A 14,432-nucleotide genomic window follows, 5' to 3' on the forward strand; every position below is an offset into this window, starting at 1 on the left:
GGGGCTTTCATGCTGTTCACAGTCGGGCCTGCGTACCGAAAGTCACCCACGCAATTCCTCACCAGAACTCTTGTTTCAGATCGATCCAGGTGACGATCACCACGTGAGGGAGCGTCAGGACGGCGATGCCCACGAGATAGACGCCGATCGCGCCGGCAAGCCCCTCGCTCGCTGGCGTCACGACGTACAGTGCCCACAACAGCCCGCCCGCGGCCACCGTCGTCGGCAGCGCCTCAACCGCCAGCCGACCGGCAGGCTTCAGCCACTCGCCAGCCGAAAGCGAAGACGCCGTCCGCCGATCCAGCAACCCTACCCGGACGATGTGGCGCAGGGAGTGCCACAGACAGAAGTAGATCCCCACAGCCAGGACTGGCTCGACGAGAAGGAAGAACGCCCACAACAGTGCCGTCTCGGTGGCGTCGAGTCGCCAGCCGGCCCCGTCCGCCTGCCCGTCCGCCAGCCGCCACCCGCGCCACAGCGTCAGCACGGTCACAAGTCCGAACCCCACCGCCACGGCCACCCGACCGCCGGGTTCGAACAGCCACGCCGACCCGATCGACCCGCCGAAGGGCTCGACGAAGGTTTCGAGGACGGCACGATACCGGTCGGGAAAGCCCACCAGCGGGACCGCCATCGGCAACCCGCCGCGGACCACCATCGTCAGCGCCTGCTGGGTGCGATCCTCGAGATGGCTCCCGCCGAAGGCGTCCCGGAGGACGAACAACTCGCCCTGGCCCCAGTGGAACCACGTCAGCGCGATGAACCCCACGGCGGCCGGGACGGGCACGACCACCCACGCCACGAGGTAGGCCCCACCCAGGACCGCATAGAGGACGCCGACGATCGCGAGTCCCCGGGCGTCGACCCGGCCGGACAGCGCTCTCGGAAGGGCCACGTAGTCCAGCGCGCCGTGGGGCAGGCCGAAGATCGCGACGCTGGCGACAAGCGGCAGGTAGCGGACGGACGCCGGCAGCGGGGCGAGGAGTGGCACGACGACGGCGAGTGCGACCAACGGCAGCCAACCGGCCCACCGGAGAAACGACCCGAGCCTGGCGGCTACCGCCCCGTCGATCCCGTCTCGGCTGGCCGTCGGGTGCACGCGTTGGAACTGGACGGCCGGGCGCAAAACCGTTGGGTCGACACTCCTCAGCTATCGCCGTCCGTCCGGCGATAATAGTACTTCGAGGCGTAGAAGGTGAGGACGGCCACGACCCACGTCGCCACGACCGGCGTCGTGATGGTCCCGCTGGTCGCGAACTGGTAGCCACCGATGGCGACCAGCAGAAGGATCGTCGCGAGAAACCCGTTCCGGGCGGCGCGAACAAGTGGGTCGGCGTTGGCCATCTGTGGGGACGTTCGAACAGTGGGCACTTACTCCCTGGGATCGATTCGGTATTCACTGATCGTTCTCGACCTCTCCGTATCGATCGTCCGGTGCTGTGGAGTCGATTTGGATCACAGTCACGGCTGTCCGTATTTATCAGCGAATCCAAATCCAATCTATCGTCTTCTCTCCACTATAATATAATAAGACATTTGTGTATTGTACTGGGATTTCTCATTTACATGTCGACGAATCGTGCAGAACCGACAATGTGGGGTCTACATAGAATTCGACCTGCTCATGCTCAACGCTCTTCTGGTATCGATAATTGGCGTCACGATTCGATGACACTCCCGTCCTTACACGAAAATGAAAGATAGAGAACACACCGATGAGTCGGTTGCTGTCTCGGTCTCGGGGTTGACAAAGACGTACACGGGCGAGGACGGCGACGTCATGGCAGTCGATGGTGTCTCCTTCGATATTCCGTCCGGCCAAGTCGTCGGCCTTCTCGGACCGAACGGGGCCGGAAAGACGACGACCGTCAAGGCAATTCTCGGATTGGTAACGCCGACATCCGGGACCGTATCCGTCCACGGCATTCCAGTCCACGAGGAGCGCTCGCGCGCGTACACACGGGTCAGTGCAGTTCTGGAAGGGGCTCGAAACGTCTACTGGCGGTTGACTGTTCGCGAGAACCTCGCGTTTTTCGCCGGGTTACAGGGAATCGATCCGAAGACGCGACGCGCCGAACACGACGACATCATCGAGACGCTCGGGCTGGAAGCGAAAGCGGACGAGCCCGTGCGTAACCTCTCGCGGGGGATGAAACAAAAGGTCGCGTTCGGCTGTACGCTCGCTCGCGAGACACCGACGCTCTTTCTCGACGAGCCGATGCTCGGACTCGACGTCACCACCACCCGCGACCTCGAGACGGAGATTCGCCGTCTCGCCCGGCAAGAAGACAAGACGATCGTGCTTACGAGTCACGATATGGACGTCATTCAAGCCGTCTGTGACCGCGTTATCGTTCTCGATGGCGGCAGGGTGATCGCGGACGACTCCGTCGAGAACCTCCTCGACGCCTTCGAAGCACAGACGTACCGCGTTCGTATCGACGGTGGCCCGGCGAAGGGGCTTCGAGAGACACTCGCCGAGCGCTTCCGGGTGTTAGATTGGGACACGGATACGGACACGACCACGTTCGAACTTGCACTCACAGACAGCGACGAGTTCTTTGCGTGTGTGAACGTTCTGGACGAGGCGAACGTCTCAGTCCAGACGTTCACCGAGATCGAACCTAATCTGGAGGACATTTTCGTCGACCTCGTTGAGACGACTGAAGCCCCACTTCTTGAGGTGCCACAATGAATCGGTATCTCGTCGTCGCAAAGGCGATTACTACCAAATCGGTCACGCTGTCCCGCCGTTACGCCGTGAATACCGCGATCAACTTCCTGACGTTGTACGTGTTCTTCGCACTCGTCTTCTTTGGCGGACGGTTCATCGCACCGGCGTTGCTCGAACAGTCGCTTGGCCCTCTCGTCGTGGGGTACTTTTTGGTCACGATGGCCGTAGCCGCGTACGCCGATCTGACACACGATTTAACTGACGAGGCACAGTGGGGGACCCTAGAGCAGTTGTCGATGTCGCCGATCGGATTCACCTGGGTCGTCGTCATCAAGACTGTCGTCAATCTCGCCGGAACCTTCCTCATGGGTGTCGTATTGCTCGCTCTCATGATAGTGACGACCGGCGTCTCACTGTCCATTCCGCCCCTTACTATCGCTGTCGTCGGGGGCCTGACGCTCGTCCCCGTCGTCGGACTCGGGTTTCTCTTCGGTGGCGGAGCACTCCTCTTCAACCAACTCGGGAAAGTGTTCTCACTCGTGCAGTTGTCCTTTTTCGGATTGCTTGCGCTGCCTGTCCAGGACGTCCCGGCGTTGAAATTCCTTCCCCTGGCGCTTGGTAGTCACTTGCTCCGGGAAGTTACGGTGGACCGCGTCGCACTTTGGGATCTCCCGCTCGTCGATATGGGCATTCTCGGGCTTACCGCAACGGCGTACGCCACTCTCGGTCTGATCGTATTTCGGTTTGCGGCGAGTAAAGCACGGGAACGTGGTGAACTCGGCCACTACTGATTTGAATGACCTGATCCTGCGGGTTCATCGGTCCGTGCGGACCGACCACTGGTCGATTTTCGAGATGCTCCAAAACAGTGAATCCGGCAAGCGCTGTCTTCAGTCGTCTGCCTCGGCGTAGGCCTCGCTCTCGCCAGCGTCGTAGTACTCCGCGATGAACTCCTCGTCGATCCGGTTGAGTTCCTCCTCGGGGAGCATCGAGAGCAGGTCCCAGGCGATGTCCAGCGTCTCCTCGATCGAGCGGGCGGTGTTGTAGCCCTGGTTGACGAACTCGCTCTCGAAGCGGTCGCCGAAGTCCAGATACTTGTTGTCACGCTCGGAGAGGGCCTCGCGACCGACGATGTTCACCAGGTCACGCAGGTCCTCGGCCTCGGCGTAGGCCGCGTACAGCTGTGACTGGACGTCGCCGTGGTCCTCGCGGGTCAGTCCCTCGCCGATCCCCTCGTCCATGAGCCGCGACAGCGAGGTCGGGACGTAGATCGGCGGCCGGACGCCCTGGCTGTTGAGGCCACGGTCGACGTAGATCTGTCCCTCGGTGATGTACCCGGTGAGGTCCGGGATCGGGTGGGTGTCGTCGTCGCTGGGCATCGTGAGGATCGGGATCTGGGTGATCGACCCCTCGACGCCCTCGATCCGACCCGCGCGTTCGTAGAGGTTCGCCAGGTCGGTGTACATGTACCCGGGGTAGCCCCGGCGACCCGGGACTTCCTCGCGGGCGGCCCCGATCTCCCGGAGGGCCTCACAGTAGTTGGTCATGTCCGTCATGATCGTCAGGACGTGATACCCCTTCTCGAAGGCCAGGTACTCCGCGGTGGTCAGCGCCAGCCGCGGCGTGATCGTCCGCTCGACCGCGGGGTCGTCTGCGAGGTTCATGAAGACGACCGAGCGTTCGAGTGCGCCGGTGCGCTCGAAGTCGTCCATGAACTCGTTGGCCTCCTCGGCGGTGATCCCCATCGCCGCGAAGATCACGGCGAACTCGCTGTCCTCGTCGTCGTCCTCTTCAGGCACCTCGGCCTGGCGGGCGATCTGGAGGGCGAGTTCGTTGTGGGGCAGCCCCGACCCGGAGAACAGCGGCAGCTTCTGGCCCCGGACGAGGGTGTTCATGCCGTCGATGGCGGAGATCCCCGTCTGGATGAACTCCCGGGGGTACTCCCGGGAGAAGGGATTGATCGCCGCGCCGACGATGTCCTGGCGCTCGTCGGGCACGATGTCCGGCCCGCCGTCGATCGGCCGGCCGGTCCCGTCCAGCACTCGGCCGAGCAGATCCTCGGTGACGGGCATCTTCATCGTCTCGCCGAGGAACCGGACCGAACTGTCCCGGTCGATCCCCTGCGTGCTCTCGAAGACCTGGATCGCGACGTGATCGCTGGTCGATTCGAGCACCTGCCCGCGGCGGGTGTCGCCGTCGCCGACCTCGATCTCGACGATCTCGTCGTAGCCGATCGGCTCGTCGGTCTCGACGAACACGAGCGGACCGCTGATCTCGGTGATCGTCTGATACTCTTTCATTGGTAGGTCCCCCTGAGTTGCTCCGCGATGTCGTCTTCGAGTTCGGCGACGAAGTCCTCGTATTCGGCGGTCGTGCCGATCCGGTTGAGCCGCGGCGCGGCGTCGATGTCCGTGATCTCGTCGACCGGCACGCCCGCGTCCAGCGCGTCGAAGGCCTCGTCGTTGAACGTCTTGATCGCCTGCATCATCCGGTAGGTCTTCGCGGGCTCACAGTAGGTGTCGACGTCGTGCAGGGCGTTCTGCTGGAGATAGGACTCCCGGATGTACCGGGCGACCTCGAGTGTCAACTGCTGGTCTGCCGGTAGCGCGTCCTGGCCGACCAGCTGGACGATCTCCTGGAGGTCGCTCTCCTCGTCGAGGACGTCGATGACCCACTGGCGGATCTCGGCCCAGTCGTCGGCGACCTCAGATTCGAACCACGGATCGAGCTGATCGCGATACAGCGAATAGGACTCGTCCCAGTTGATCGCCGGGAAGTGCCGCCTGTCAGCCAGGTCGGCGTCCAGCGCCCAGAAGGTCTTGACGATCCGCAGCGTGTTCTGGGTCACCGGCTCCGAGAAGTCACCGCCCGGCGGCGAGACTGCGCCGACCACGGTGACCGATCCCTCGGTGCCGTTGGCGTTCTGGTAGTAGCCGGCCCGCTCGTAGAACTCGCTGAGGCGAGCCCCGAGATAGGCGGGATACCCCTCCTCCCCGGGCATCTCCTCGAGTCGCGAGGAGATCTCTCGGAGGGCCTCGGCCCACCGCGAGGTGGAGTCGGCCATCAGCGCGACGTCGTAGCCCATGTCCCGGTAGTACTCGGCCATCGTGATGCCGGTGTACACCGACGATTCACGCGCCGCGACGGGCATGTTCGACGTGTTGGCGATCAGGCTCGTCCGGCTCATCAGCGGCTTGCCGGTCACCGGGTCCTCGAGTTCGGGGAAGTCTTCGATGACCTCGGTCATCTCGTTACCACGCTCGCCACACCCGACGTAGACGACGATGTCCGCGTCGGCCCACTTGGCGAGCTGGTGCTGGGTGACCGTCTTCCCGGAGCCGAAGGGCCCCGGAATCGCGGCCGTCCCACCCTTCGCGACGGGGAAGAGGCCGTCGAGGATACGCTGGCCCGTTACCAGCGGATCGGTCGGCGTCTCCTTGTCGCCGGCGGGCCGGGCCTGCCGGACCGGCCACTCCTGGCGCATCTGGATCTCCTCGCCGGAGTCGAGTTCGACGACCGTCTCCTCGACGGTGAAGTTGCCCTTCTTCGCCTCGACGACCTCGCCGCCGTCGGAGTCGGGCGGTACCATCACTTTGTGATCGATGCTCTCGGTCTCGGGAACGGTCCCGATGATGTCGCCGGCGGTGACTTCGTCACCTTCCGCGACCTCGGGGGTGAACTCCCAGGTCTTCTCCAGATCGATCCCCGGCGCGTCGACCCCGCGGTCTAAGAACGCCGAGTTCATCCGATCTTCGAGTCCTTCGAGGGGGCGCTGGACACCGTCGTAGATGTTGTCCAGCAGGCCGGGGCCGAGGTCGACCGATAGCGGTGCGCCCGTACTCTCGACGGGGCCGCCCGGCGCGACGCCGGAGGTCTCCTCGTAGACCTGAATCGTCGTCAGGTCTCCCTCGATCTCGATGATCTCTCCCATCAGGCCCTCCTCGCCGACGCGAACTACGTCGTTCATCCGGGCCTGCAGGCCCGTCGCCGTGACGACGGGACCGCTCACGCTCTCGATGACGCCGTCTTCACGGACGTCGGACGTTGTCGCTTGACTCATACGTTAGTCTTCCTCCATCAGGTCGATACCGACCGCTCGTTTGATCTGATCGCGCAGTCCACCACTCCCGGCTCCGCCGCCCAGCGTCACCAACACCGGATCGACGCTCGTTTCGAGACGTTCGCGGACGGACCGCGAGAGGACGTCGATGTCCGGGTCGTGCATCACGATGATGCCGACGTCGTCGTCTTCGAGCATCGAGGTGACTGCCTCCTCGACTTCCCCGGTCTCGGGGTCGTTCGGGATCGTGGCGAACTTCCGGATGCCAGCGAGTCTGAACCCGGTCGTGAAATCCGCACTGCCGATGACTGCGATCTCTTTGCTCATAACATCACCAGCTCCCGCTGGATCTCCTCGGGCGAGAGCCCGCTCTCGGTCCCGCGGGCGATCGCCCGGATGTTGTCGATCTCCCGTTCCTTCGCGAGGACGTACGAAAGCACGGCCGTAATCGACACTGGATACCGATAGGAGAGTCGATCGGCGTACTCGAGCAACGCCGCGTCGATGGCGTGCTCGAAGCCGATCAACTCCTCGGCCGAGTCCAGTGCGTCGAGTGCCGAGGAAAGATCGTCGCCGTACTGACTGTCCCGGATATGCTCGAGCAACTGCTCTTCGTTCTCGACGAGTTGGCGAACGTCCGTTGCGTCGAAGAGGTCTCCGCCCTCGATGTAATATTCGGCTGGGTCCATGTCCGCACCGCTGCGGACCAGCCGCAACGCGTTCCGGAGGTTCCGGAAGTCGATCTCCGCGCGCAGGAACTCGAGGTAGTAGCTGATCGCACTCCCCGTCTCACCAGTCTCTGGAAGTCCCGCGAGCAACTCTTCGTAGAACGTCCGGTCGACCGCGTTCTCCAGGGGAACCAGCAATTCCGTCTCTTCGAAATCGTCGAAGGCCGCCTCGAGGGGGTCGTGGAAGATCGTCCCCTCAAGCCCCTCGATGACGGCCTCGATCGACTCCGCGGTCGCCAGCTGGTCGAGTTCGGCCTCGGTAAGTTCGCCTGCCCGGATGAGGTCGGACTCGATGGCCTCGGCGTCCGCCCCGGAGTAGATGCCCCGGAGCACCGTCTTGACGTTCCAGGCGTCGAACTTCCGGAGGTACCTGGCGACGTAATCGTACAGTCGCCCTTCCGACCACGACAGCAGGTCCTCGAAGTGTTTTGCCATGTTCCGGGTCAGCGCGTACTCGATGAGGTCGACGCCGGAATGGCGCGAGCCCAGCGCGTTCATCTCGCGCTCGTACTCGCTTTCCTCCATGAACCGGGCTATCTCGCCGGTCCCCATCCGGACCAGCTTGCGGTAGTCGTCCTCGTCGAATAGCGAGGCCCGACGGGAGCGAACTCGAGCGACCACGTACTCGTAGTTGCTCTGTTCGCCGCCTCGATTCCTCGTGCGTGGACTCATTGCTCAGTGGTTCCGGTGTCGTCCTCAGGGACGTCGCCGTCGAGAGCTTCGACGTCTTCGAAGAGCCGCTCGCTGATCGAGCGGATTTCGTCCTCCCAGACGCCCTCGAGGATCGAATCGAACGTGTTGTTCACGCGGACGCGCGACGCGCTGCTCTCGACGACGACGCCGCCGAGACAGTCCCGCTCGCCGGCCAGGGTGGCGTCGTAGTCTGCGACGATCTCCTCGAGCAACGCGGCGTCTTCGGCACGCCCGTAGACGTCGACCGCTCCCTCGAACTCCTCGAGAGCGGACTCAAGCAGGTCCCGAGTCAACTCTTCGCGTCGCTCGCCGTCGAGGTTCGCGAGCTCCGATTCGACGCGTTCTCGAACCGTCTCGAGCACTTCCCGACGTGCCTCGAGGCGCTCCTGTTTGGCCTCTAGTTCGGCACTCGAGATCCGTCGCTCGCGCTCCTGGGCGATCTGCCGGTCGACCTCTCGCTCGCGTTCGGTTTTGATCTCCTCGGCGTCGCTCTCGGCGTCGGCGACGATCTCCTCGGCGTCGCTCTCGGCGGCCTGGGTGATCTCCTCGGCCTGCTCGCGGGCTTGCGCTTTGATGTCTTCGACGACCACTTCGAGGCTCATTGTGGTTCGCCCTCGATGTTAGACCAGGAAAATTGTCACGAGGACCAGAATCACCAGCGTCTCGGGGATGACAGTCAGGATCAGTCCCTGAACGAACAGGCTTTCGTCCTCCGCGATGGCCCCCATTGCGGCCGAACCGATTCCACGTTCGGCGTACCCCGAGCCGAGTGCCGCCAGCCCGACGGCGAGGGCAGCGAACGCGGTCGGTCCGAAGGCTGTACTAGTGCCGTCCTGCAGTACGACGGTTGCGAGTTCTGGTATCATGGTTGAATCTGTCCTGCGGTGTGCAGGGACGTCGGTTTCGAACGTTGTTGATTCGGTAGAGGTCGGTCATAAAGCTTCTCAAAATGCCACGCGCTCCCATGCTTTGCCGGTTCTACGACTTGAGCCGTTGGGCTTCTCTTCGAGTGCCGCCAAAATGTGCCAGTTTCGTGCCGCGATCCACCGATCTCAACGATAGCGAGGCGACTGCCTCCCCGTTACTCTTCGGCGGTGTACTCGCGCTCGTGACCGAAGGGGTGATAGGGCTTGCCGTTGCCCTCGTAGAACTTCCCGAAGAACTCGACGTACTCGAGACGAACGGCCTGGAGGCCGGCACTGGTCACGCCGAGAACGAGCACCACCACGTGGCCGATGACCAGAATCGCGAACCCGCCGACCAGCCCGGCGATCCCGGAGTGGAGTAATCCGCCCATCTCGACTGCCGTCACCTCGTGGCCGTGGGCCATCTCGCCGACTTCCGGCATGTGCGTGATCCCGAAGTGCCAGACCTCGTGTTCGCCTGTGCCGGTGATGTACCAGCCAAAGACCAGGGCGTTGACAACGAACGCCAGTCCGGCCTTCGCGAGCAGGACCGCCGCCAGCCGGGCGTACGACAGGACGTTGACTAGCACGTCGAGGAACTCGACGATCTCGACCGGGTCGGCGATCGCGAGCATCACGAACCCGATCGCGAACACGGCCATGCCGGCGAGCCCGACTTCGGTCGGCAGTCCGTTGAAACCGAGTTCGAGGACGACGGCTCCCTCGGCGATCGCTTCCCCGGTCGCCGGGTTGGTCATCCCCGGCGAGGCGAACAACTCGAAGATGAAATCGGGTTTCATCCCGGCGGCGGCCTTGCTGAAGATCGCCGCCCAGATCCCGAACATCATCGCGAGCCACGAGCCGTTCTCGAAGGTCGCCTCCCGGAGGCCGTGGGTGAGATCGTCGACGAACCCGATGGCGTAGCCCATCGTGAGGTGGACGAACCCGACCAGCAGGCTCACCACGAGCCAGAACAGGGCGTACTGGCTGTAGGCCGGCTGGAGTCCCTTGTGGACGGGCGGGCCGCCCATGCCGAGGGCCCCTTCCCAGAACAGACTCGTGATCTGATGGGTCCCGAAGACTTCGCCGTAGAGGAACCCGAACAACATCGTGAACAGCCCCGCCCAGATGGCGATTCCGCCCATGCTGCGAAGACCGCCGGGCTCGTTGCGTCGGTAGATTACCGCGCCGATCGCGAGATACAACAGCCCGTAGCCGAAGTCACCGATCATCAGCCCGAAGAAGGCCGGGAACGTCAACAGGAGCACGACCGTCGGGTCGAGTTCGTCGTAGTTCGGCACGCCGACGGCCGTCACGAACGCCTCGAAGGGCTGGGCGAACGTCGGGTTGTCCTGGACGATCGGCGGGCTGTCGTTGCCGAAGGCCAGGCTCCCGCCGTCGGTGGCGACGGCCTGCTCTCCCTCCTCGTCCGCCGTCGGGCCGTCGCCGCCACCGACCTGCTCGCGGTTGGTCGGATGGCCCTCTTCGTCGTAGTCGGCGCGTTCGAGTTCGTCGACGTCGACGTGCTCGCCGACAGCGTCTCTGAGCGCACTCTCGAAGCGGTCGAACTCCTCGGTTGGGATCCACCCTTCGGCGACGAAGGCGTTGCGCGTCGTCGCGAACGTCAACGGGGCCTCCCGCTTTTGAACCTCGATGGAGAGTTTCTCCTCGGCGGCCAACAGGAAGCCCGCGACGTCGAGTTTCAACTCCTCGAGTTCGTTCTCGACCGTCGAGAGCCGCGACTCGAGTTGTTGGCGGCGGTGTCTGAGTTCTTCGAGGTACGACGTGGGATCGCCTTCGCCTTCGGGAACGTCGACGGCCGCGAAGTCTGCCCCGACGAGGGCATCTTCGATGGCCTCGTCGTCGGCTGGGTAGGCGTAGGCTGCGAGCGCGGACCCCTCGACGAACACGTCGGCCTCGTCGAAGGCCTCGGCGGCCTCGAGTGTCTCCCGGACTGCGTCGGGATCGCCGTTCCCGACGGCGACCGACAGCGAATCGTAGCCGGAAAGCAGGTCCAGGTCGATCCCGAGCTCGACGAAGAACTCCATGCGCTCGATCTCCTCGGCGGCGTCGCGGAGGTCACTCCCGAGCGCGTCGCGCCGGTCGTCGAGTTCGTTGACCTCCTGGCGAATCTCCTCGAGTTCGTCTTCGAGGGCTTCGTCGGTGACCAGGCGGGTCGGCCCCGCGTCTTCGGGCGTCACGCCGAGGGTCGACTGGAGTGCGCGGACGGTCACCAGTTTGTCGGAGGCGTCGTCGGCTCCCTCGATGGGGTTGCCCGGATCGAACGCCTCGAAGGACCCGTCGTACTCGGTGATGTGCAGGATATCGAGGTCGTGGACAGCTTCGATGACGTCGGTCAGGACCGTTTTCGAGCCGGTCACCGAGACCCGGCTCATCCGCTCAGGTCTGAGCATGTACCGCCTCCTCGAACGCCTCGATGACGTCTTCGACGACGTCGTCGCTTCGCCGATCGGCCGCTGCCGTCAACCGTTCGCGGCGCTCACGACCCGCTTCGAGTATCTCTTCTCGTTTCTCTTCGATCTCCGCGCGCGCCTCGGCGAGCCGCTGCTCGGCGAGTTCCTCGGCGTCTTCGTGGGCTTGCTCGCGGATCTCCTCGGCCCGCTCGCGTGCCTCCTCGAGGCGCTGCGTTCGTTCCTCTTCGGCCGTGGCGACGATCTCTTCCGCCTCCCGCTCGGCCTCCTTGATCTGGTCGAGAACCTCGGGCCTGGGCATTTGTCAATCGTGACTTGCGAGAGCGCCTATATGGGCGTTGCGAAGTACTCACGCACTTTCGGCAATCGCTGCCCACTCCTCACGGGCCGGGAGCGCTCTCCGCCGCGATCCTGGGAGTTATGCCGACCAAGGCCCAATCCGGGTCAAATGGGCATCCTGGAAGACAAGTCGCGTGCACGGCTGTTTTATAAGTACCTCTCGCGGGTCTACGACCGCGTCAACCCGTTCATCTGGAACGAGCGGATGCGTACCGACGCGCTCGACCTCCTCGACATCGACGCCGACGATCGCGTCCTCGATGTCGGGTGTGGCACGGGGTTCGGCACCGAGGGCATCCTCGAACACACCGACGAGGTCTACGGGCTCGATCAGAGCCCCCACCAACTCGGGAAGGCCAGAGAGAAACTCGGTGATGACCCTGTCCAGTTCTGTCTGGGCGACGCCGAGCGCCTGCCGTTCGAATCCGACAGTTTCGACGTGGTCTGGTCGTCGGGTTCCATCGAGTACTGGCCGAACCCGGTCGACGCGCTCGAGGAGTGTCGGCGGGTCGCCCGCCCCGGCGGCCACGTCCTCGTCGTCGGCCCGAACTACCCTCGCTCCTCGATCTTCCAGAAACTCGCAGACGCTATCATGCTGTTCTACGACGAGGACGACGCCGATCGGATGTTCGCGGCGGCCGGCTTCGAGGACGTCGAACACGTCACGATGGGGCCGGGCTACAACCCCGAGATCGCGATCACGACCGTCGCGCGCGTGCCGGCCTGATCTCCCCTACGTCGCGGTCGTCTCGATTCTCGCGAGGACGTCGTCGCCTTCAGTGACCGTCACTGTCACTGTCTCCCCGTTCGCGATCAGTGGGTCGTTCGTGCTCGCGAGTTCGAGCGTCGCGGTCTCGCCGGCGGTCCAGTCGCCCGCTGTCCTGCTGTTGAACGGCCCAGTCGGCCCACTCGCGAATCCCGTCGCGGCGAAGAACGGCACCGGCGGCTGGTGATCGAGCGATTTGCCGTCGACCGCTATCGTGACGTCCAGTGCCCCGATGTCGATCGATCCGCCGCCCTCGTGGGTGACCGAAACGCGATCAGTGCCCGCGTCGGCACTCGCCGAGAGCCGGACGACCGTCCCGCGATCCGGTGGGGCACTCCCGAGAACCATCGTCCCGACGGTCGCGGCAAGCACGACTGTCAGTGCGACCATCACGACGACGCCGACGGCGGGCGAGACACCACGCTCGTCCATCCCGACGGACTGGCTTCGGTCTCGTATTTAAACTGTCAGCGCGTCTCGCCGGAGACTCACGCCCCGATCGTGATCGAGACGGTCGTTCCGTCAGGACGCCGGGCCGTGATCGTCCGCTCTGTGCCCGTCTCGAGCAGCCACAGGCGACTCCCGATCCTCGAGCGGTTCGCGGTTGCACCCCCGACGGTGATGTCGGCGATCACTTCCTCGCCGGTTGTGGCGTTTCGCACGGTGACCGCCCGCGGGCCGACAGCGGTCGCGTTCACCTCGATCAGGAGATCGTCGGTCGTGTTCGTCGCCACCGCCTCCGTCGGGAGACTCGACAGCTGGAGGCGCTGCACCTCGTAGAAGACGTTTTCCGTCCGGCCATCGAGGTACGTCTCGAGGTCGCCGTGGCTGTGGGTCAACCGGACGCCGTAGATCGGCGACTCGCCGAATCCGGTCACGCTCAGTCCAGAGACGAGGTTCCCGACGGCCCACGGATAGGCCTCTCTGGCGCGCTGGTAGGCCATCGAGAGCGGTGCTGTCTCGCCGTCTTCGAAGTTGTTGGCCCCGGACTCGGCTCGTTCACTCCAGAGTGTCGCCTCCCGAACGAACGTCCCGCCCTCGATCGTAGCGAAGACGGCCCCGGACTCACCGCACTCTATGCTGATCGCCTCCGGCGCGGCCGCCCCCCGAACGCTGTTCGTCAGCCGATCGGTGAGTGGCCCGTCCAGCGTGACTACCGCGCCGTCGATGCCAGCCAGCCGCCGGGTGGCACGTTCAGACAACGAGACCGCTGTCGACTCCTGGACGGTCGTCTCGACGACGCTCGCCCGCTCGTCGATCCCCTCTCCGGCTGCCTGAATCCGCGCGAGTTTCCGGAACAGCGCGTCACTTGTACTATCGCCGCGCGCGAACGACTGGATGGCTGCCTGTCGGTCCTCTCTGAGAGCTGTGGCCCGTGTCTCGAGGCGGTCGAGGGTGTCCGTGACGATCGCAAGCTTGGCTGACTCGTTCGGGGCGGACTCGAAGGCGTTCCTGAACGCTCCTGCGGTGAGGGCCGTCTGGACGCGTTGCTGGTCGCCGGCGAGTGCGCCCGATAGGTCGGCTGTGGCTCGCTGCCCCGTCGTCGTCGTGTCCGGGACTGCAAGCCGACCGACGGTGTCGTTCTCGACTGTCACCGACTGGAGGGGGTCGTTCTCGACTGTCGCGGCCAGCGCGGAACCTGCACCGACGACTGTCACCACCACGAGGAGGGCTGCGAGGAGCGCGACGGTGTACGGAAACCTGCGCATCGGATATGTGTTACAGAGCACGACACAAAAACCCATCTACATCCGGTTATGACGTGTGTCTGACGCCCTGAGACCGGCCGATATCTTTCATCCTCGCCGCTAACGTTTTATTTGTGGATGGAAAGG

15 protein-coding genes are annotated in these 14,432 nt (G+C 64.2%); 3 read left to right on the forward strand and 12 right to left on the reverse strand.

Annotated elements, in window-relative coordinates; genetic code table 11:
• Positions 1-58: 58 nt before the first annotated feature.
• Both HTIA_RS07905 and HTIA_RS07910 read right to left on the reverse strand, forming a co-directional pair.
• Positions 59-1,099, reverse strand: coding sequence for a Brp/Blh family beta-carotene 15,15'-dioxygenase (locus tag HTIA_RS07905; protein WP_021029653.1), 1,041 nt, complete (start codon positions 1,097-1,099; stop codon positions 59-61).
• A 47-nt stretch (positions 1,100-1,146) separates the two neighbouring features.
• Positions 1,147-1,344, reverse strand: coding sequence for a hypothetical protein (locus tag HTIA_RS07910; protein WP_008527644.1), 198 nt, complete (start codon positions 1,342-1,344; stop codon positions 1,147-1,149).
• 349 nt (positions 1,345-1,693) lie between these two features.
• Between HTIA_RS07910 and HTIA_RS07915 the strand changes: the two genes are divergently transcribed.
• Together HTIA_RS07915 and HTIA_RS07920 are read left to right on the forward strand one after the other, a co-directional pair.
• The gene (locus tag HTIA_RS07915; protein ID WP_008527643.1) at positions 1,694-2,695 is read left to right on the forward strand and encodes an ABC transporter ATP-binding protein; all 1,002 of its coding nucleotides are present in this window, start codon (positions 1,694-1,696) and stop codon (positions 2,693-2,695) included.
• Complete coding sequence (locus HTIA_RS07920) at positions 2,692-3,465, forward strand: hypothetical protein (protein ID WP_008527642.1); 774 nt, start codon at positions 2,692-2,694, stop codon at positions 3,463-3,465. Before HTIA_RS07915 ends, HTIA_RS07920 begins: the two co-directional genes overlap by 4 nt.
• A gap of 99 nt (positions 3,466-3,564) precedes the next feature.
• Here the strand turns inward: HTIA_RS07920 and HTIA_RS07925 are convergent, their stop codons facing one another.
• The 8 genes from HTIA_RS07925 to ahaH all read right to left on the reverse strand — a co-directional run bounded on the left by HTIA_RS07925 (position 3,565) and on the right by ahaH (position 11,793).
• Positions 3,565-4,974 carry a V-type ATP synthase subunit B gene (locus HTIA_RS07925; protein ID WP_020936222.1) on the reverse strand — a complete coding sequence of 470 codons (1,410 nt, stop codon included), beginning with the start codon at positions 4,972-4,974 and terminating at the stop codon, positions 3,565-3,567.
• Positions 4,971-6,734: an ATP synthase subunit A gene (locus HTIA_RS07930; RefSeq protein WP_008527640.1), complete on the reverse strand. Its 1,764-nt coding sequence runs from the start codon at positions 6,732-6,734 to the stop codon at positions 4,971-4,973. Before HTIA_RS07930 ends, HTIA_RS07925 begins: the two co-directional genes overlap by 4 nt.
• Before the next feature lie 3 nt (positions 6,735-6,737).
• A complete protein-coding gene (locus HTIA_RS07935) occupies positions 6,738-7,061 on the reverse strand; it encodes a V-type ATP synthase subunit F (RefSeq protein WP_008527639.1) in 324 nt (107 codons plus the stop codon).
• Positions 7,058-8,134 carry a V-type ATP synthase subunit C gene (locus tag HTIA_RS07940; RefSeq protein ID WP_008527638.1) on the reverse strand — a complete coding sequence of 359 codons (1,077 nt, stop codon included), beginning with the start codon at positions 8,132-8,134 and terminating at the stop codon, positions 7,058-7,060. The genes HTIA_RS07935 and HTIA_RS07940 overlap by 4 nt, the downstream gene beginning before the upstream one ends.
• Positions 8,131-8,757: a V-type ATP synthase subunit E gene (locus tag HTIA_RS07945; protein ID WP_008527637.1), complete on the reverse strand. Its 627-nt coding sequence runs from the start codon at positions 8,755-8,757 to the stop codon at positions 8,131-8,133. The genes HTIA_RS07940 and HTIA_RS07945 overlap by 4 nt, the downstream gene beginning before the upstream one ends.
• A gap of 18 nt (positions 8,758-8,775) precedes the next feature.
• Positions 8,776-9,021, reverse strand: coding sequence for a hypothetical protein (locus HTIA_RS07950; protein WP_008527636.1), 246 nt, complete (start codon positions 9,019-9,021; stop codon positions 8,776-8,778).
• 215 nt (positions 9,022-9,236) lie between these two features.
• Complete coding sequence (locus tag HTIA_RS07955) at positions 9,237-11,474, reverse strand: V-type ATP synthase subunit I (RefSeq protein ID WP_008527635.1); 2,238 nt, start codon at positions 11,472-11,474, stop codon at positions 9,237-9,239.
• A complete protein-coding gene (gene ahaH / locus HTIA_RS07960; protein ID WP_008527634.1) occupies positions 11,461-11,793 on the reverse strand; it encodes an ATP synthase archaeal subunit H in 333 nt (110 codons plus the stop codon). The genes HTIA_RS07955 and ahaH overlap by 14 nt, the downstream gene beginning before the upstream one ends.
• 147 nt (positions 11,794-11,940) lie before the next feature.
• On the opposite strand from ahaH, the gene HTIA_RS07965 reads away from it, so the two are divergent.
• Complete coding sequence (locus HTIA_RS07965) at positions 11,941-12,558, forward strand: methyltransferase domain-containing protein (protein WP_020936223.1); 618 nt, start codon at positions 11,941-11,943, stop codon at positions 12,556-12,558.
• Between the two features lie 6 nt (positions 12,559-12,564).
• Here the strand turns inward: HTIA_RS07965 and HTIA_RS07970 are convergent, their stop codons facing one another.
• Together HTIA_RS07970 and HTIA_RS07975 are read right to left on the reverse strand one after the other, a co-directional pair.
• On the reverse strand, positions 12,565-13,029 hold the full coding sequence (locus HTIA_RS07970; protein ID WP_008527632.1) for a type IV pilin: 465 nt from the start codon (positions 13,027-13,029) through the stop codon (positions 12,565-12,567).
• Between the two features lie 56 nt (positions 13,030-13,085).
• Positions 13,086-14,306, reverse strand: coding sequence for a DUF7094 domain-containing protein (locus tag HTIA_RS07975; protein WP_008527630.1), 1,221 nt, complete (start codon positions 14,304-14,306; stop codon positions 13,086-13,088).
• Between the last annotated feature and the right edge of the window lie 126 nt (positions 14,307-14,432).

The organism is Halorhabdus tiamatea SARL4B (assembly GCF_000470655.1).
In the GTDB taxonomy this organism is placed as follows: Archaea; Halobacteriota; Halobacteria; order Halobacteriales; family Haloarculaceae; genus Halorhabdus; species Halorhabdus tiamatea.